General features: G+C 76.3%; 17 protein-coding genes. 7 read left to right on the forward strand and 10 right to left on the reverse strand.

Annotation, left to right across the window (positions count from 1 at the left end; translation table 11 throughout):
* The first annotated feature begins 164 nt into the window (after nt 1-164).
* Together arsB and MHY29_RS06780 are read left to right on the forward strand one after the other, a co-directional pair.
* Nucleotides 165-1301 (forward strand): ACR3 family arsenite efflux transporter, encoded by a 1137-nt coding sequence (gene arsB / locus MHY29_RS06775; protein ID WP_224356079.1) that lies wholly within the window; start codon nt 165-167, stop codon nt 1299-1301.
* Nucleotides 1298-1714, forward strand: coding sequence for an arsenate reductase ArsC (locus MHY29_RS06780; protein ID WP_224356080.1), 417 nt, complete (start codon nt 1298-1300; stop codon nt 1712-1714). Before arsB ends, MHY29_RS06780 begins: the two co-directional genes overlap by 4 nt.
* 123 nt (nt 1715-1837) lie before the next feature.
* Here the strand turns inward: MHY29_RS06780 and MHY29_RS06785 are convergent, their stop codons facing one another.
* The 3 genes from MHY29_RS06785 to MHY29_RS06795 all read right to left on the reverse strand — a co-directional run bounded on the left by MHY29_RS06785 (nt 1838) and on the right by MHY29_RS06795 (nt 4625).
* A complete protein-coding gene (locus tag MHY29_RS06785; RefSeq protein ID WP_239239254.1) occupies nt 1838-2662 on the reverse strand; it encodes a GTP pyrophosphokinase family protein in 825 nt (274 codons plus the stop codon).
* Between the two features lie 90 nt (nt 2663-2752).
* Complete coding sequence (locus MHY29_RS06790; RefSeq protein ID WP_239239257.1) at nt 2753-3175, reverse strand: thioesterase family protein; 423 nt, start codon at nt 3173-3175, stop codon at nt 2753-2755.
* Nucleotides 3176-3197: 22 nt separating this feature from the next.
* Entirely contained in the window at nt 3198-4625 is a 1428-nt protein-coding gene (locus MHY29_RS06795) for an FAD-binding oxidoreductase (RefSeq protein WP_239239260.1), read from the reverse strand.
* 72 nt (nt 4626-4697) lie between these two features.
* Between MHY29_RS06795 and MHY29_RS06800 the strand changes: the two genes are divergently transcribed.
* The 5 genes from MHY29_RS06800 (at nt 4698) to MHY29_RS06820 (ending at nt 11008) form a co-directional block, all read left to right on the forward strand.
* Nucleotides 4698-5378, forward strand: coding sequence for a GNAT family N-acetyltransferase (locus MHY29_RS06800; RefSeq protein ID WP_224356084.1), 681 nt, complete (start codon nt 4698-4700; stop codon nt 5376-5378).
* Between the two features lie 2 nt (nt 5379-5380).
* The gene (locus MHY29_RS06805; RefSeq protein WP_239239263.1) at nt 5381-7171 is read left to right on the forward strand and encodes a glycerol-3-phosphate dehydrogenase/oxidase; all 1791 of its coding nucleotides are present in this window, start codon (nt 5381-5383) and stop codon (nt 7169-7171) included.
* Nucleotides 7168-8772, forward strand: a complete 1605-nt coding sequence (gene glpK / locus MHY29_RS06810) for a glycerol kinase GlpK (RefSeq protein ID WP_239239292.1) — start codon at nt 7168-7170, stop codon at nt 8770-8772. Before MHY29_RS06805 ends, glpK begins: the two co-directional genes overlap by 4 nt.
* Complete coding sequence (gene glsA / locus MHY29_RS06815; RefSeq protein ID WP_224356087.1) at nt 8769-10169, forward strand: glutaminase A; 1401 nt, start codon at nt 8769-8771, stop codon at nt 10167-10169. The genes glpK and glsA overlap by 4 nt, the downstream gene beginning before the upstream one ends.
* A 137-nt stretch (nt 10170-10306) precedes the next feature.
* Nucleotides 10307-11008 carry a Pr6Pr family membrane protein gene (locus MHY29_RS06820; RefSeq protein ID WP_224356088.1) on the forward strand — a complete coding sequence of 234 codons (702 nt, stop codon included), beginning with the start codon at nt 10307-10309 and terminating at the stop codon, nt 11006-11008.
* A gap of 44 nt (nt 11009-11052) precedes the next feature.
* Here MHY29_RS06820 and MHY29_RS06825 read toward each other — a convergent pair whose 3' ends face one another.
* From MHY29_RS06825 to MHY29_RS06855, 7 genes are all read right to left on the reverse strand, one after another.
* Nucleotides 11053-11778: a GNAT family N-acetyltransferase gene (locus MHY29_RS06825; RefSeq protein WP_224356089.1), complete on the reverse strand. Its 726-nt coding sequence runs from the start codon at nt 11776-11778 to the stop codon at nt 11053-11055.
* Nucleotides 11779-11969: 191 nt separating this feature from the next.
* A complete protein-coding gene (locus tag MHY29_RS06830; RefSeq protein WP_239239310.1) occupies nt 11970-12353 on the reverse strand; it encodes a YciI family protein in 384 nt (127 codons plus the stop codon).
* 45 nt (nt 12354-12398) lie between these two features.
* On the reverse strand, nt 12399-13052 hold the full coding sequence (locus MHY29_RS06835; protein ID WP_239239312.1) for an SDR family oxidoreductase: 654 nt from the start codon (nt 13050-13052) through the stop codon (nt 12399-12401).
* 76 nt (nt 13053-13128) lie between these two features.
* A complete protein-coding gene (locus tag MHY29_RS06840; protein ID WP_239239315.1) occupies nt 13129-14214 on the reverse strand; it encodes a siderophore-interacting protein in 1086 nt (361 codons plus the stop codon).
* Nucleotides 14211-15122 carry an ABC transporter ATP-binding protein gene (locus MHY29_RS06845; protein WP_239239318.1) on the reverse strand — a complete coding sequence of 304 codons (912 nt, stop codon included), beginning with the start codon at nt 15120-15122 and terminating at the stop codon, nt 14211-14213. Before MHY29_RS06845 ends, MHY29_RS06840 begins: the two co-directional genes overlap by 4 nt.
* Nucleotides 15119-16225 (reverse strand): iron chelate uptake ABC transporter family permease subunit, encoded by a 1107-nt coding sequence (locus MHY29_RS06850; protein WP_239239320.1) that lies wholly within the window; start codon nt 16223-16225, stop codon nt 15119-15121. The genes MHY29_RS06845 and MHY29_RS06850 overlap by 4 nt, the downstream gene beginning before the upstream one ends.
* Nucleotides 16222-17232, reverse strand: a complete 1011-nt coding sequence (locus MHY29_RS06855) for an iron ABC transporter permease (RefSeq protein ID WP_239239326.1) — start codon at nt 17230-17232, stop codon at nt 16222-16224. The genes MHY29_RS06850 and MHY29_RS06855 overlap by 4 nt, the downstream gene beginning before the upstream one ends.
* Nucleotides 17233-17254 lie beyond the last annotated feature (22 nt).

The following is a 17254-nucleotide window of genomic DNA, read 5'->3' on the forward strand; positions in this document are numbered from 1 at the left end:
TCCGAGGGGGACGGGGCGGTCGTGGTCATGACAGGGGAGTCTACCCGCGTCACATTGACGGTTCTCGATACGTCTGACAGGATCACCTCGTTCCGGCGACGTCCCGCGACGCGTCACGCCGCCGCGACGTCGCCCCCTGGTCCGTCCTCTTCGAGAGGCCCCGTGTGAGCTCCACCCCCCGCACCACCGCCGAGGCGGCGCCCGTCGCGGCCCGCCTGTCCTCCCTCGACCGCCTCCTCCCCGTGTGGATCGGCGCCGCCATGCTCGTCGGCCTGCTGCTCGGGCGCCTGGTGCCCGGCCTCGGCGGGGTGCTCGCCGCCGTCGAGGTGGACGGCGTGTCCCTGCCCATCGCGCTCGGCCTGCTCGTGATGATGTACCCCGTGCTGGCCAAGGTGCGCTACGACCGCCTGGACTCCGTCACGGGGGACCGCCGTCTGCTCGTGGCCTCCCTCGTGCTCAACTGGGTCTTCGGCCCGCTGCTGATGTTCGCGCTGGCCTGGATCTTCCTGGCCGACCTGCCCGAGTACCGCACCGGCCTGATCATCGTGGGCCTGGCCCGCTGCATCGCCATGGTCATCATCTGGAACGACCTCGCCTGCGGGGACCGGGAGGCCGCCGCCGTGCTGGTGGCCCTGAACTCGATCTTCCAGGTGATCGCGTTCGCGGCGCTGGGCTGGTTCTACCTCTCCGTGCTGCCCGGCTGGCTGGGCCTGCCGCAGACCGGCCTGGACGTCTCCCCATGGGATATCGCCCGCTCCGTCCTGATCTTCCTGGGCATCCCGCTGCTGGCCGGCTTCCTCAGCCGCGTGATCGGCGAGCGCCGCTGGGGCCGCGCCGCCTACGAAGGCTCGTTCCTCCCGACGATCGGCCCGTGGGCGCTCTACGGGCTGCTGTTCACCATCGTCGTGCTCTTCGCGCTCCAGGGCGAGCAGATCGCCGCCCGCCCCTGGGACGTCGCCCGGATCGCCCTGCCCCTGCTCGTGTACTTCGCCGTGATGTGGGGCCTGGGCTACACCGTGGGCCGCAGGCTCGGCCTGGGCTACGAGCGCACCACCACGCTCGCCTTCACCGCCGCCGGCAACAACTTCGAGCTGGCCATCGCGGTGGCCATCGCCACCTTCGGCGCGACGTCGGGCCAGGCGCTGGCCGGCGTCGTGGGTCCGCTGATCGAGGTGCCCGTGCTCGTGGGGCTCGTGTACGTCAGTCTGTGGCTGCGCCGCCGCTTCCCCCCCGCCGCCGACGCCGGCACCCCCGCCTCCGCCATGACCGTCCCCGCAACGACCGCCCAGGAGAATCGATGACCTCCGACCGCCCCTCCGTGATGTTCGTCTGCGTCCACAACGCGGGCCGCTCCCAGATGGCCGCCGCCTACGCGCAGCACCTCTCCGGCGGCGCCGTGGAGGTCCGCTCGGCCGGTTCCGCCCCCGCGGATCAGGTCAACCCGGCCGTGGTGGAGGCCATGGCCGAGGAGGGCATCGACCTCTCCGCCGAGCGTCCCAAGGTCCTCACGCCGGAGGCGGTCCAGGCCTCGGACGCCGTGATCACCATGGGCTGCGGCGACGCCTGCCCCCTCTACCCGGGCAAGCGCTACGAGGACTGGGTGCTCGAGGATCCCGCCGGCCGGGGCGTGGACGCCGTCCGCCCCATCCGGGACGAGATCCGCGGCCGCGTGGCCGGGCTGCTGCGCGAGCTGGGCGTCGAGCCGGTCGCCTGAGCCGGCCCGCCCGACGCCGGCAGCCGGGGCGCCGGGAGTGCCGCCGGTCACCCTTCTCCACAGATGTGGACAACTCTGTGGAGAAGGGTGTGCAGGAGCGGTGGGCGGGTGTGGACGGCCCGCTCAGGCGTGGCCGACCCAGTCGTCCTCGTCGTCGTGCTCGTCCGGGCCGGCGCCGGCGTCGTGCACGGCCTGGTGCAGGCGCTCCATGCGGGCGTCGAGGTCGTGGGCCACGCGGGCCGCGGCGGCCAGCTCCGTGGTGATGGCCGGCGGCACATGCCCGGCGAACTTGTAGTTGATCTTGTGCTCCAGGGACGCCCAGAAGTCCATGGCGATGGTGCGGAACTGCAGCTCCACCGTCACGGGCACGGTGCCGGTGGTGAGGTGCACGGGCACCTGCACCAGGCAGTGGAGCGAGCGGTAGCCGGAGGGCTTGGGGTCGCGGATGTAGTCCTCCACCTCGAGGACCCGGATGTCCGGCTGGGACGTGAACTGCCGGAACACCCGGTACACGTCCTCGGTGAAGCTCACGATCACGCGGGCCCCGGCGATGTCCGTGACGCCGGAGCGCAGCGCGTCCAGGTCCAGGGACAGCCCCCGTGAGGCGGCCTTGCGCAGCAGCGACTCCGGCGACTTCACCCGGGTGGCGATGTGCTCGATGGGGTTGTACTCGTGCAGGTGCGTGAACTCGTCCTGCAAAGTCTCCAGGCGGGTCTCCACCTGCAGCAGCGCGGAGCGGTACTCCAGGTCGAACCGCTCGAAGTCCGTGCGCAGGGACGCCAGGGCGTCGGCGACCTCGCCCGGGAGCTGGGTGAGGTCCGTCAGGGGCGTGGCGCGCAGGGCCTCGAGGGCCGTCGACGCCGAGGGCGCGCCACGACCGCCGGGCGCGGGGCGCTCGGCGGGTGCGGGATCGTCCGCAGGCGGAGGGTGGTCCACGTCACGGGGCATGCGGGCCAGCCTAGCCGCGCACCCTGGACGGCCGCTGGGCCGTCCACAGGTCCGAGGGCCGTCCGCGGGGCGTGCGCCGGCCGGCCCGGCTCAGCCCTCCGCGGGGACCAGGACGGCCTGCAGGCGGGCGCGGCGGGCGTCGTCGTGAGGGAGCGGGGCGCCGGTCTCCGGGTCGAGGTGGACCATGACGGCGTCGCAGGTCACGCAGCGCACGCCCTCCTGCCAGAGCTCGTGGTGGAGCGTGTAGGACGTGCGGCCCAGCGCGCTCACCCAGACCTTCGCGGTGAGCTCGGGGCCGTACTCCACGGGGCGCTCGTACTCGGTGGTCATGGCGCGGACCACGCGCATCACGTCCCGGCCGACGTCGCCCTCGTCCCACGCCTTGAGCGCGCGGACGCGGGCCTCCTCGGTGAGGGTGAGGATGCGGACGTTGTTGACGTGGCCGTAGAGGTCCATGTCGGACCAGCGCAGGTCGAGGACGCCCTCGTAGGGGCGGGGCTGGGAGTCGCTCATGAGTGCACGATACCGGCGGGGCTCACGGGGTGAACACGATCCCGGGGTTGAGGATCCCGCGCGGGTCGAACACGGCCTTGATCCGCTCCTGCAGCCCATGCTGGGCCTCCCCGAGCTCCTCCTTGAGGAACGCGCGCTTGAGCAGCCCCACGCCGTGCTCCCCGGTGAGGGTGCCACCGAGCTCCAGGCCGGCGCGGAACAGCATGCCCGCGGCCGCCCAGACCTCCGCGGGGATGGCCTCCTGCGCGCCGTCCTCCCCGCCGACCCGGGACGGCTCGCCGAACAGCACCACGGGGTGCAGGTTCCCGTCCCCGGCGTGGGCGGAGGTGGGGATGCGCAGGCCGGTCTCCGCCTCGATCTCGCGGATCCGGGCGAACATCTCCGTCATGCGGCTGCGGGGCACGGCCACGTCCTCCACGAGCGGGGTGCCCAGGGCCTCCAGCGCCGGGAAGGCGGTGCGGCGCAGGGACACCAGGCGGTCCGCCTCGGCCGGGTCCGCGGTGACGGTGACCTCGCCCCCGGCGGAGCGGATGAGCTCGGCCATGGCCGCGGCCTGCCCGTCGGCCCCGGCCCCGTCCGCCTGCACCAGGAGGAAGGCCCCGGTCTCGGGGAGGCGGGCGGCGTCGTCGGCGGAGACGTGGGCGCGCACCGCGGCGAGCGTGGCCTCGTCCATCAGCTCCATGATCGCGGGCACGTGCCCGGCCCCGGTGATCGCGGCGGCGGCGCGGGCGCCGAGGGCCACGTCCGGGAAGAACGCGCCGAGGGTGTGCACGACGCCCTCGGGCAGGGGGCGCAGGGCCAGGGTGGCCTCCACGATCACCCCGAGCGTTCCCTCGGAGCCGATCATCAGGGCGGTGAGGTCGTAGCCGGTGACGCCCTTGACGGTGCGGTGCCCCAGGCGCATCAGCGTGCCGTCCGCGAGGACCACGGCCAGCCCCAGCACGGCCTCCCGGGTGACCCCGTACTTGGCGCAGAGCAGGCCGCCGGCGTTCATGGCGATGTTCCCGCCCACCGTGGAGATCTCCTTGGACGCCGGGTCCGGCGCCCACCACAGCCCGTGCGGCTCCAGGGCCCGGTTCAGCGCCCCGTTGAGCACGCCCGGCTCGACGACGGCGACCCGGTCCTCCGGCGCGACCTCCAGGATCCGGTCCATCCCGGAGAGGTCCAGGACCACCTGTCCCGGCCCGGCCACGGCCCCGCCGGCCAGCCCCGTCCCGGCGCCGCGGGTGACCAGGGGCGTGCCGGTGGCGTGGGCGATCCGGCACGCCGCCTGGACGTCCTCCACCGTGCGGGCCCGCACGGCCGCCAGCGGGGCGCCGGGGGAGCGGTGGCCGGAGCGGTCCGCGCGCAACGGCTCGAGCGCGGCCGGGTCGGTGACCACCGCGTCGCCGAGGGCGGCGCGCAGGCGGTGGAGGACGTCGTCGGGGGAGACGGATATGATGCAGGTCATGCCTCCCAGGGTAGGCCGGGCGCGCCCCGGGGCCCTGCCGCCGTCCCTCCCGCGGCCCCTAGGCTGGGCTGCATGTCCGACGCCGCCCGCCGCCCCCGCCCGCTCGTCACCTCCCTGCGCCCCGCGGCGGCCGCCGACCACCCGGACGCAGCCGCGGTGGCCGGGATGGCCGGGGCCCTCGCCGAGGCGTTCGCCGAGGACCCGTACACCACCTCGTTCCTGCCGCCGGACCGGCGCGAGGAGCGCCTGCGCGACTACTTCGACCTCCTGGTCCGCGAGTCCCTGGACGCCGCCGCGCGCGGACACGGCGCGGTGGACGCGGCCGTGGACCCGCGCACCGGGGAGGTGCTCGGCGTCGCCCTCTGGGAGCGGCCCGGGGCCCCGCGTCCGCCCGCCGGGCTGCTGGGGGCGCTGCGCCCGGCCGTCCCGACGGCGGCCCGCCGGTGGCGCGCGTTCGGCCGCCACGCCCTCGACCACGTCCGCACCGTGGCCGCCTGCCAGGCCGTGCGGCCCTCCGAGGAGCACTGGTACCTGCTGGAGCTGGGCACCGTGCCGTCCGCCCGCGGCCGCGGCGCGGGGCGGGCGCTCCTGGAGCGGCGGCGGCGCGAGGCCCGGGCGGCCGGCGTCGGGATCTACCTGGAGTCCTCCTCCGCGGAGAGCACCCGTTTCTACGAGCACGTCGGCTTCCGGCCGCACGGCACGGCGACGGTCCACGGCGCCGACGACCTGACCACGATGTGGTGGAAGGACTGACCATGCCCACGCTGCGCACCGTCGAGCTCTCCCCGGCCACCCGTGCCGACCACCTGGCGCGGCTGCGCGCCGCGGACGCCGACCACCCCCTGGACGTCCTCGTCGTCGGCGGAGGCTCCGCCGGGGTGGGCGCCGCGTTCGACGCCGCCACGCGCGGCCTGGACGTCGGGATCGTCGACGCCGGCGACTGGGCCGGCGGCACCTCCTCCCGCTCCTCCCGGCTGATGCATGGCGGCCTGCGCTACCTGGAGATGCTGGACGTCAAGCTCGTCTACGAGGCCCTGCGCGAGCGGGACCTGCTGCTCACCCGCACCGCCCCGCACGTGGTGCGCCCCCTGCGGTTCGTGTTCCCGCTGGAGCACGCCCGGGACCGCGGCTGGATCGGCGCCGGGGTGGGCGTGTACGACGCCATGCAGTCCGTCGGCCGGCGCCGCGCCGTGGGCGGGCACCGCCACCTGGGGCGGAAGGCGCTCGCGGAGACCTTCCCGGGGCTGGACCCGGAGGCGGCCGTCGGCGCGGTGGAGTACGCGGACGCCCAGTTCGACGACGCGCGGCTCGCCCTGCTGCTGGTGCGCTCCGCGGTGGACCTGGGGGCGGCGGCGCTGAATCACGCGCCCGTCGTCGGGTACCTCAAGGACGGCGACGGCGCCGTGGTGGGCGCGCGCGTGCGGGAGTCCCTCACGGGCGAGGAGCTGCAGGTGCACGCCCGTGCGGTGATCCTGGCCGGCGGCGTGTGGACGCAGGAGCAGCAGGAGCTGGCCGGCGTGGACGGCGGCCTGGAGGTGCTCGCCTCCAAGGGCGTGCACGTCACCGTGCCCCGGGAGCGGATCGCGGCGGAGCCGGGCGTCGGGGTGATCACCCGCACGGAGAAGTCGGTGCTGTTCGTCATCCCCTCGGACGAGCACTGGATCATCGGCACCACGGACACCCCGTGGCGCCAGGACGTGGACCACCCGGCGGCGACGGCCGCGGACGTGGACTACGTGCTGGAGCACGCCAACGCGGTGCTCTCCGAGGACCTCACGCGCGCGGACGTGGTGGCGGTCTACGCGGGGCTGCGCCCGCTGCTGCAGCCGGCCGCGGGCGCGGACGACGCGTCCACCAAGGTCTCCCGGGAGCACACCGTGACGGAGCTGGCCCCGGGGCTGACGGCGGTGGCCGGCGGCAAGTGGACCACCTACCGGGCCATGGCGGAGGACACCGTGGACTTCGCGGTGCGGGACCTCTTCCCCACGCGCCCCTCCCTGACGGCGCACACGCCGGTGCTCGGCGGCCTGGGCTACGCGGAGATCGCGGCGCGAGCCGCGGAGATCGCGGCGGAGCGCGGGTTCGACGCCGCCCGCGTGGACCGGTTGCTGCGCCGCTACGGCACCCTGCTGCCGCACGTGCTGGCCCTGGTGGACGCGGACCCGGCCCTGGGCGAGCCCCTGCCCGGCGGCGAGGCCTACCTGCGCGCGGAGGTCGTCTACGCGGCCCGCGCCGAGGGCGCCGTGCACCTCGACGACGTCCTGGAGCGCCGCCTGCGCCTGTCCACCGAGGTCCCCGACCGGGGCGCCGACGCCGCCTCCGAGGCCGCCGCACTCGTCGCGGACGTCCTCGGCTGGGACGCCGCGCGCCGGGACGCCGAGGTCGCCGCCTACCGGGCGCTGGTCGCCGCGCGCCGCCGCGCGGAGGGCCTGGACGACGACGCCGCGGCCGCCGCCGAGCTGGCCGCCGCGGGCGAGCGGGCCGGCGTCGTGTCCGTGACCTCCCGGGAGACCGTGACCCCCGAGGAGAAGGGGGGCGCCCGATGAGCGCGCCGCGGTACGTGATGGCGATCGACCAGGGGACCACCTCCACCCGGGCGATCCTCTTCGACCACGCGGGCGACGCCGTGGCCACCGGGCAGTTGGAGCACGCCCAGCACTTCCCGCGCGCCGGCTGGGTGGAGCACGACCCGCTGGAGATCTGGCGGAGCACCCGCGAGGCGATCGGCCAGGCGCTCTCCCGCGCGGACGCCACCCGGGACGACGTCGCCGCGATCGGCGTCACCAACCAGCGGGAGACCGCCGTCGTCTGGGACCGGACGACGGGGCGCCCCGTGCACCCGGCGATCGTCTGGCAGGACACCCGCACCCAGCACCTGTGCGAGCGGCTCGGCGGCGACGCCGGCCCGGACCGCTGGCGCGAGCGCACCGGCCTGCCCCTGGCCACCTATTTCGCCGGGCCCAAGGTCGCCTGGATCCTCGAGCACGTGGACGGTGCCCGCGAGGCCGCCGAGCGCGGGGACCTGCTGTTCGGCACCACCGACTCCTGGACTGTGTGGAACCTCACCGGCGGCGTCCACGGCGGTCAGCACGTCACGGACGTCACCAACGCCTCCCGCACCCTGCTGATGGACCTCGAGACCCTCGAGTGGGACGCGGAGATCGCCGCCGAGATGGGGGTCCCGGCGGGCATGCTCCCGCGGATCGTCAGCTCCTCCGCCGAGGTGGGCCACGCCGCGCCCACCTCGCTCCTGGGCGGGGTGCCGATCGCCGGGATCCTCGGGGACCAGCAGGCCGCCCTGTTCGGGCAGGCCTGCTTCGAGGCCGGGCAGGCCAAGAACACCTACGGCACCGGCAACTTCCTGCTCGTGAACACCGGTGCGCGGCCCGTGCGCTCGCGGCACGGCCTGCTGACCACGGTGGCCCACCGGATCGGGGACGAGCCGCCCGCCTACGCCCTCGAGGGGTCCGTGGCCGTCACCGGATCCCTGGTGCAGTGGCTCCGGGACAACCTCGGCCTGATCCGCGACGCCGCCGAGGTGGAGGAGCTGGCCGCCGGCGCCCCGGACAACGGCGGCGTGTTCGTGGTGCCCGCGTTCTCCGGCCTGTTCGCCCCGCACTGGGACCCCACCGCGCGCGGCACCATCGTGGGCCTCACCCGCTACGCGGACCGCCGCCACCTGGCCCGCGCCGTCCTCGAGGCCACCGCCTTCCAGTCCCGCGAGGTCCTCGACGCCGTCCTCGCCGACGCCGCCGAGGCGGAGGAGGGCGCCGGCGTCGTGGGAGGGCTGACCGAGCTGAAGGTGGACGGCGGCATGGTGGCCAACGACCTGCTCATGCAGTTCCAGGCCGACGTGCTGGGCGTGCCCGTGGTGCGCCCGGAGGTCACGGAGACCACCGCCCTGGGCGCGGCCTACGCCGCTGGGCTGGCCGTCGGCTTCTGGGCGTCCACCGCGGAGCTCGCCGCGCACTGGTCCGAGGACCGCCGCTGGGAGCCCGCCATGGACCCCGAGCGCGCCGCCCGCCTGTTGCGCCTCTGGGCGCGCGCCGTGGCGCGCTCCCGCGGCTGGATCGACGACGACGTCGAGGCTCTCGCCGCCGAGACCCGCACCGCCCCCGACGCCACCCCTGCCGGAAGGACCCCGTGAAGCATCCCGTCCCCGACTACCTCCAGCACCTGGTGGACTCCCTGCGGGAGGACCGCCGCGGCGCGCTCGCCGACTACATCCCCGTCCTGGCGCAGGCCGACCCGGAGCGCCTGGGGATCGCCCTGGCCACCGTCACCGGGCGGCTGCACTCCGCCGGCGACGACGAGACCGAGTTCACGATCCAGTCCGTGTCCAAGCCGTTCGCGTACGCGGCGGCGCTGCAGGACCGCGGCCTGGATGCAGTGGACGCCCGGGTGGGGCTGAACCCCTCCGGCGAGGCGTTCAACGAGCTGTCCCTGGAGGCCGAGTCCAAGCGCCCGGACAACGCGATGATCAACGCCGGCGCCCTGGCCGTGCACCAGCTGCTGGTGGGCCCCTACGCGGGGCGGCAGGAGCGGCTCGACCGGCTGGTGGGGTTCATGTCCACGCTGGCGGGCCGGCGTCTGGAGATCGACCGGGAGACCTTCGAGTCGGAGATGGCCACCTCGGACCGCAACCTGTCCCTGGCGCACATGCTGCGCAGCCACGGGATCATCCAGGACCGGGCCGAGGACGTCGTCGCCGGGTACATCGCCCAGTGCTCCGTGCGGGTGACCGTGCGGGACCTGGCCCTGATGGGCGCGTGCCTGGCCTCCGGCGGCGTCCACCCGCTGACGGGCGAGCGCGTGCTGCCCTCGCTGGTGTGCCGGCAGGTGCTCTCCGTGATGTCCTCCTCCGGCATGTACGACGCCGCGGGCCAGTGGCTCGTGAACGTGGGCATCCCGGCCAAGTCGGGTGTCTCCGGCGCGGTGCTGGGGGCGCTGCCCGGCCAGGTGGGGCTGGCGGTGTTCTCCCCGCGCCTGGACGAGGTGGGCAACTCGGTGCGCGGGGTGGAGGCGTGCCGGCGGATGTCCGAGGACATGGACCTGCACCTCATGGAGGGCGACTCCCTGGGCGGCACCGTGGTGCGGTTCGCCCGCCGGGAGGGGGACACGGTGCTGCTGCACCTGCAGGGCGTGATCCGGTTCGGCGGGGGCGAGGCCGTGGTCACGGCCATGACGGACCTGGGCACCGGCGCGGCCGGTGGGGGTCGCGCGGCCTGGTCCGAGCACGACTACCCCGAGTGGGAGGACGCCCCCCACGGGGACGTGGCCGCCGAGGCCGGGGACCGCCGCCCCGTCGACGCCGCCGACCCGGAGGCCGCCCGCGCCGCCGCCACCGGGGACGGCTCCGTCCACGAGGCCGCGGCGTGCGCGGTGGCCGAGGACGGGCTGCCCATCCGCACCGTGGTGCTCAACCTCGAGCGTGTGGACCGGGTCACCGCGGTGGGCCGGCGGCTGATCGACGAGGGCGTGGACCGGCTGCGGGCCGACGGCGTGGCCGTGGAGGTCGTGGACCCGGACGGCCTGCTCGGCTGAGGGCGCGCGGCCGGGCCGGTGCGGATGTGAGCCGCCCGGCCCGGCGACGTGTTTCCCCTCTCACCCTCTTCTGTTCACCTGGTGTTCATGTTTGAATGGTCGGCACTCCCCGACCCGACCACTCCCGAGGAACACCCATGCCCGCCTGGCTCGCGCGCTTCACGCGCCCCCGCCCCGCCCCCCGGCCCTCACGCGCCGCCCGGGCCGGCTGGTGGGCCGCCGGCGCGCTGCCGCTGGTCGGCTGCCTCACCTCCTTCCCCATCGGGGCGTCCAAGCCGACCATGGTGATCCCCGGCGTCGGCTACCACGGCGGCTTCGAGGCCGGCTGGCAGCACGCGCTGAACCAGCCCGCCTACTTCACGTGGCTGTCCAACGCGATGGTGGCGGGCACCTCCCTGACGCTGGCCGCGCGCCGTGACGCCCCGACGTCGGACGCGTTCTGGGCGCTGCGCACCGCCGGGCTGGGCTCGGTGATGGTCACGGGCATCGTCTACAACGCGGTGCTGCGCGGCATGGAGCAGGACACCCTGCTCTACCGGTTCAACGACGCGGTGCAGCACGTCGTGAACCCGGTGCTGGCGCCCCTGGTGTGGGCGGCGTTCGACCCCCGCGGGCAGATCACGTACCGGCGAGCCGGGCTGGCCGCCGTCGTGCCGCTGATGTGGGCGACGGCCACGCTGGTGCGCGGAGCCCGGATCGACTGGTACCCCTACCCGTTCCTGGACGTGCCGCGCCTGGGCTGGCGGGGCGTGGGCGCGGCCGTGTCGGTGGTGCTCGCCGGGTTCTCCGCCGTCCTGGGACTGCTCGGCCAGGTGGACCGCCGGCTCGGCACCCGCTGAGCCGGGCCCGCCGGCGGCGGGGCGCCGTCAGCCGTGCGCGGCGGTCAGCCGTCCTGGCGGGCGAGCCACTCCCGGCGCAGGATCCCCATGCCGAGGGAGTCGATCCAGCGGCCGTCCTGCCACAGGGCCTCCCGCATGGTGCCCTCGCGGACGAAGCCGAGCTTCTCGTAGACGTGGATCGCGCGCGGGTTGTGCTCGAACACGTCCAGGCTCACGCGGTGCAGCTCCACGGTGCGGAACGCCCAGTCCAGGGCGAGGGTGAGGGCGGCGGTGCCGATGCCGCGGTCGGTGGCGCCGGTGATCCACAGGCGCAGCGCGCAGGAGATGTTCGGCGGATCCAGGTCCATGAGGACCATCTCCCCGACGATCGTGGCGTCCTCCTCGATGACCCACACGGCCCGGTCGTCCGCCACGGACCACGCGTCGTAGTCCTCGGCCAGCTTCTCCGGGGAGCCCCACGGCTGGATCTCCCCGGAGACGATCCTGTCCGCGCGCGCCGAGCTGTGGGTGGAGCCCGTGAGCAGGAGGGTCTCCCGGTCCTGGAGCAGCGGGTAGAGGGCCGCGGCGTCGTCGGCGCCGGCGGGGCGCAGGGTGATGCGCCCGTCCGTGAGCTCCGGCGGGGAGTAGAACAGGGCCTGCACGCGGGTGGGCTCGGAGGGGCGCCGCTCGTCCGGGCCGGCGTCGTCCGCGGGGGCGCGTCCGGGGTCGGCGGTGACGGCGACGGTGGGCGCGGCCTGGGGCGATGCGTCGACGCTGGGGTCCGGTGTCATGCCCCTATGGGACCACACGGGGAGCGGGCCCGGTCGCCGGCCTCCCGCCTGGAGCGGGTGACCAGGCGACCTGGGTGCAGTACTGCCACGTATCTCCCGCTGTGCCTGGCAGTACTGCGCCCAGGTGGGGTACTGCGCCCACGTGGCGCGGGGCGGAGTGAACGAGGTCGCGGCCCGCCCGCCCTCCGCGCTCACCCCTGCAGCCGGCGGACCTCCATGGGCTGGCCGCACGCATAGGAGCCCTGCGCGGCGAGACCGCGGGCGGCGGCGTCGTCGGCGGCCTCCACGATCCAGTACCCGCCGAGGGCCATGTCCCCCTGGGCGAGGGTGCCCTCGCGGACCTCGGCCTGCGCGGCCGCCTGCCCGGCGTCGGACGCGGCGACGGCGTCCACCACGCGGGCCTCCTCCGGCGGGGTGAGGCCGCCCGCGGCGACGAACGCGCCGGAGTCCATCAGCATCCGGTTGAAGTCGTCCACGCGGGCGAACGCGGCCTGCATGTCCTCCTCGGACTCGTAGGCGGTGCCGGCGGCGTGCACGCCCGGGGCGTGCCACACGGTGATCATGTACTGGCTCATGCGGTCATCCCACCACAGCGGCGGGCGCCGTCACAGGCGGGCCGGTCAGCGCCGGAACACGTCGTCGACCGGGGTGTCCCCGTCCACGAACTCCACCTGCCGGCCGATCGACGCCCCGGAGTCCACCGCGGCCGCGATCATCCGTGCCACGTTGCCCCGCGAGGTCCCCGGCAGCTCCTCGGACGGCCCCTGCGGGTCCACCTGGACCCGGCCCGTCGGCTCGTCCAGGGTGAGCGCGCCCGGGCCCAGGATGGTCCAGTCCAGGTGTGAGCCGCGCAGGTGCTCGTCCGCGGCCGCCTTGGCCTCGGCGTAGGCGAAGAAGGAGCTGTCCTCCGGCACGCCGTGGTGCACGGACGCCCCCCGGTAGGACACCATCACGTAGCGCCGCACGCCGGCGGCCCGGGCGGCGTCCATCGAGGCGATCGCGGCGTCCCGGTCCACCGCGTAGGTGCGCTCCGGGTCCCCGCCGCCGGCCCCCGCGGACCAGACGACGACGTCCCGGCCGCGCATGGCCGCCTCCAGCTCGGCGGGGGAGGCGTGCTCCACGTCCAGCACGAGCGGCTCGGCGCCGGCGGTGCGGACGTCGTCGGCGTGCTCCGGGTTGCGGATGGCCGAGGTGACGGTGTGGCCGGCGTCGGCCAGCAGGGGAGCGGTCAGCAGGGCGATCTTGCCGTGGCCGCCGATGATCAGGATGTCCATGAGGGGTCCTTCGCAGGTCGGGTGTGGTCCTGTCCGGCACAGCGTCGGCGCGGGGCGGGGTATTCCGATCCCGCCCTCAGCTCTCCGCCTGCCCCTGCCGCCAGTAGCCCATGAAGGAGACGTTCTTCTTCGGGATGTCCCCGCCGTCCACGGCCAGCCGCCGCAGCGCCCGCACCATGCCGGACTCCCCGGCCAGGAACACGTACGTGTCCGGGCGGTCCACGCCGGTCACGGGCTCCAGGTCCGCCAGCGTCCACTCGCGGGCCGCGCCCTCCGCCGGCGGGGCCTCCACCACTCCATCCACGCCCACGACGCCGGCCCGCGCCGTCCCGCGCAGCCCCAGGAGGGTGCCCAGCCGGGCCTGCGCCCACGCGCCCACCGGCCGCCCGGGGGAGGTGCGGCCCACGTGCAGGCGCACCCGCCCGTGCTCGGCCACGTCCAGGGGGCGGGACTCGTCCCACGGCTCCGGCACGGCCAGGCGCTCGGCGATCAGGTCGGCGAGCTCCGCGTCCGCGGGCAGCTCCAGCACCAGGTCCGCCTCGCCGTCGAACCCGCCGAAGGGGTCCGCGAGCTCCTCCGCCACGGAGAGCAGTGCGGGGGCCGCCGTCGCGTCCCCGACGGCCAGCACCCGCCGGGCGCCGGTGTCCCGCCAGCCGGCCCACGCGGGCGCCTCCCCGGTGGGCACCAGCACGTTCACGGACTCCCCCGCGGCCACCGTGCGCGCCCAGCGCAGCCCGGGGCCCTGGTGCGGGTCGGCGGCGTCGTCGGGGTCGCCGTGGAGGACGACGTCGATGGTCAGGGCCGGCACCTCCCTGCCGTCCACGCGGGTGCGGCCGGCCGAGCGCACCGTGTAGGTGCGCATCCAGCCGCGCTCGTCCTCCGGCACGGCCGTGAACCCGGCCCGGAACCCCGCGGAGAGGTCCGGGTCCGCGGACACCCCGCCCGGCGGGGGCACGAGCACCTTCACGTAGGCGTCCCGGCGCGGGCGCGAGCCCCGGTAGATCGCGTGCAGGTCCGGCACGCCCGGCGGCAGGGTGCCCAGGAGGTCCGCGCTTGCGTGCTCCAGGTCCTCGCCGGCCAGCACGATCCGCCGGAACCCCCGGCACGGCTGGGACGTGGAGACCACGCGCGTGTGCGCCACGAACATCGCCTCGGTGCTCATGCCCGGTCCCCCCTCCCGCGCGGCAGCACCACGGGGTGGCCGAGCAGCGGGTCGGGGACGACGTCCGCGTCCAGCCCGAACACCTCCGCGAGCACCTCCGGGACGATCACCTCCGCGGGCGTGCCCGTGGCGACGACCCGGCCCCCGGCCATCGCCACCACGTGGTCCGCGGCCCGCGCGGCCAGGGAGAGCTCGTGGAGGACGGCCACCACGGTCGCCCGGGGCGGGGGCCCGGCCTCTGTTCCGGCCCCGCCCCCGACGACGCCGCCCGCCGCCTCCACCGTCCGGGCGCCCACGGCCCGCGGGTCGGGCAGGGTGCGGACGAGGTCCAGGACCTCCACCTGGTGCGCGAGGTCGAGGTAGCTGGTGGGCTCGTCCAGGAGCACGACGGGCGTCTGCTGGGCCAGCACGAGCGCCAGCCAGGCGCGCTGCCGCTGGCCTCCCGAGAGGGTCGCCGCGTCGCGGGCGGCGAGGTCCACGAGGCCGGTGCGCGCCAGGGCGGCGGCCACGGCGGCGTCGTCGCCGGCGGCGCGCCCGCCCAGCAGGCCCCGCCAGGGGTGGCGGCCGCGCTCCACGAGCTGCGCCACCGTGAGGCCCTCGGGGGTCACGGGCTGCTGCGGCAGCAGGGCCACGGTGCGGGCGTAGTCCCGCGCGGACATGCCCGCTGCGTCCCGGCCCAGGACATCCACGGTGCCCGCGCGCAGGGGCAGCTGCCGGGTGAGCCCGCGCAGCAGCGCGGACTTGCCGCAGCCGTTGGCGCCGATCACCGCGGTGACCTGCCCGGCGGGCACGTCCAGGTCCACGGGGCCCACCGTGGGCGGCGCGGACGCCGGCCCGTAGGAGAGCTCCACGCCGCGCAGGCGCAGGGCGGTCGAGGGGGCGGCGGGGGTCGGGGGCGAGGAGGTCATCGGGTGCCTTCCGAGGAGCGGCCGGCGCGCAGCAGCAGCGCCAGCATGAGGGGGGCGCCCGCGGCGCCGGTGAGCACACCCGTGGGTAGGGCGGCGCCGTCGGCCAGGAGGCCCAGGGCCTCCGTGCCGAGCACGTCCGCGAGCAGCACGATGCCCGCGCCGGTCAGGGCGGCGGCCGGCAGGGACGGGCGGCCCCGCGTCAGGCCCAGGGCCAGGGGCGTGGCCAGCAGGGCCACGAAGGACAGCGGGCCCACCGTGGCGGTGGCCGCGGCGGCCAGCACGGCGCCCACGGTCAGCGCGAGGGCCGCGGTCGTCCTGGGCCGGGCGCCGAGCGCGTGGGCGAGGTCGTCTCCGACGTCCGCCGGGGCCAGCCGCCGGTGCAGCCAGCCTGCCGCCGGGAGGGCGAGCGCGAGCACGGCGGCCAGCAGCCCGATCCGCCCCCACGTCACCCCGTTCAGCGACCCGGCGATCCACCGGGTGGCGGAGGCCAGGTCGTGCTCGGACAGGCTCAGCATGGCCCCGGACACGATCGCCTGGCCCGCCGCGGCCACCCCGACGCCCGCCACCACGAACCGCTGCCCGCCCACCGAGCGGGCCGCCAGCAGCACCGCCGCACCGGCCGCCAGCGCGCCCAGCAGGGCCGCCCCGGCCCGGGCCAGGTCGGAGGAGCCGCCCGCCTGCCCGGCGGAGGCCGTCAGCGTCAGCACGACGCCGGCCGCGGCCCCGGCGGTCGTCCCCAGCACGTCCGGGGAGGCCAGGGGGTTGCGGAGGGTGCGCCGGTAGAGGGCGCCGGCGGCGCCGAGGGCCGCGCCGGTGAGGGCGGCGGCGACCGCGCGCGGCAGCTTCTCCTCCCACACGATGAACGAGGCCCCGGCGATCCGCTCGCCGCCGAGGATCCGCACGAGGTCCGGCACGGTCACCTGGTAGGTGCCCCACGTGACGCGCAGCAGCATCAGGCCCGCCGTCAGCACCGCCAGGCCCAGCACGACGCCGGCCACCCGGCGCGCGTCGGCCCGGCGCAGGGCCCGGACTGTCTCCGGGGCGTCCCCGCCCGGCGCGGCGTCGCGTCGGCCCGGCGTCGTCGTCTCCCGCCGCGCGCTCACGAGCCCAGCCCCGTCCGGCGCAGGAGGACGAGCAGCACGGGCACGCCGAGCAGCACGGTGGTGACGCCGAGGTGGATCTCTGCCGGGGCGATCACCAGCCGGCCGAGGAGGTCGGCGGCCACCAGCAGGACGGCGCCCCACAGGGCGGAGCCGATCAGCAGGGTGCGGGTGCCGCCGGGGCGCAGGCGGCGCAGCGCGTGCGGCACCACCAGTCCCACGAAGCCCACGGGCCCGGCCAGCGCCACCGCGGCGGCGGTCAGCAGGACCACCGCCGCCAGCAGCAGGGCGCGGGTGCGCCCGGGGCGGGCGCCGAGGCCGTGGGCGAGGTCGTCGCCGAGGGCCAGCGCGTCGAGGCCCCGGGCCGCGGCCAGCGCCAGGACGATCCCCAGGCCGATCACCGGCGCGAGCAGGGCGGCCTCGCCGAGGTCCGCGCGGGCCACGGTGCCCACGGCCCAGAACCGGAACCGGTCCCGCACCACGGGGGAGAGCACCAGCAGGGCGGTGGTCACCGCACCCGCGCCGGCGGTCACGGCCGCCCCCGCCAGCACCAGGCCGATCGGCGTGGGGGCCCCTCCTCCGCCGGCCCCGCGGGAGGCCGCCGCGGCCACGGCGTACACCAGCAGCGCCGCCGCCAGGGTGCCCGCCGCCGCCAGCGCCAGCACCCAGAACGTGCTCCCGGAGACCCCCAGGGCCAGGCCGATCGCCGTGGCCAGGGATGCCCCCGCGGACAGGCCCAGCAGGCCGGGGTCGCCCAGCGGGTTGCGGGTCGCGCCCTGCAGGGCCGCACCCGCCACGGCCAGCGCGGCCCCCACCAGGGCGGCCGTCAGGGTGCGCGGCACCCGGGAGGCGACGGCGGCGGCGTCGACGCCGGCGGGCACACCCTCCCCGGCGAGCATCGCCTGGAGGGTGGTGGCCGTCGTCGTGAGGGGGACGGGGCGCGCGCCGAGCGCGAGCGCCGCCAGCCCTGCCGTGAGGAGCAGGGCCAGCGGCAGCAGCCCGAACAGCAGGGCGCCCCGGGTGGGGGAGGAG

The sequence above is a fragment of the Micrococcus sp. ACRRV genome (assembly GCF_022346985.1).
In the GTDB taxonomy this organism is placed as follows: Bacteria; Actinomycetota; Actinomycetes; order Actinomycetales; family Micrococcaceae; genus Micrococcus; species Micrococcus porci.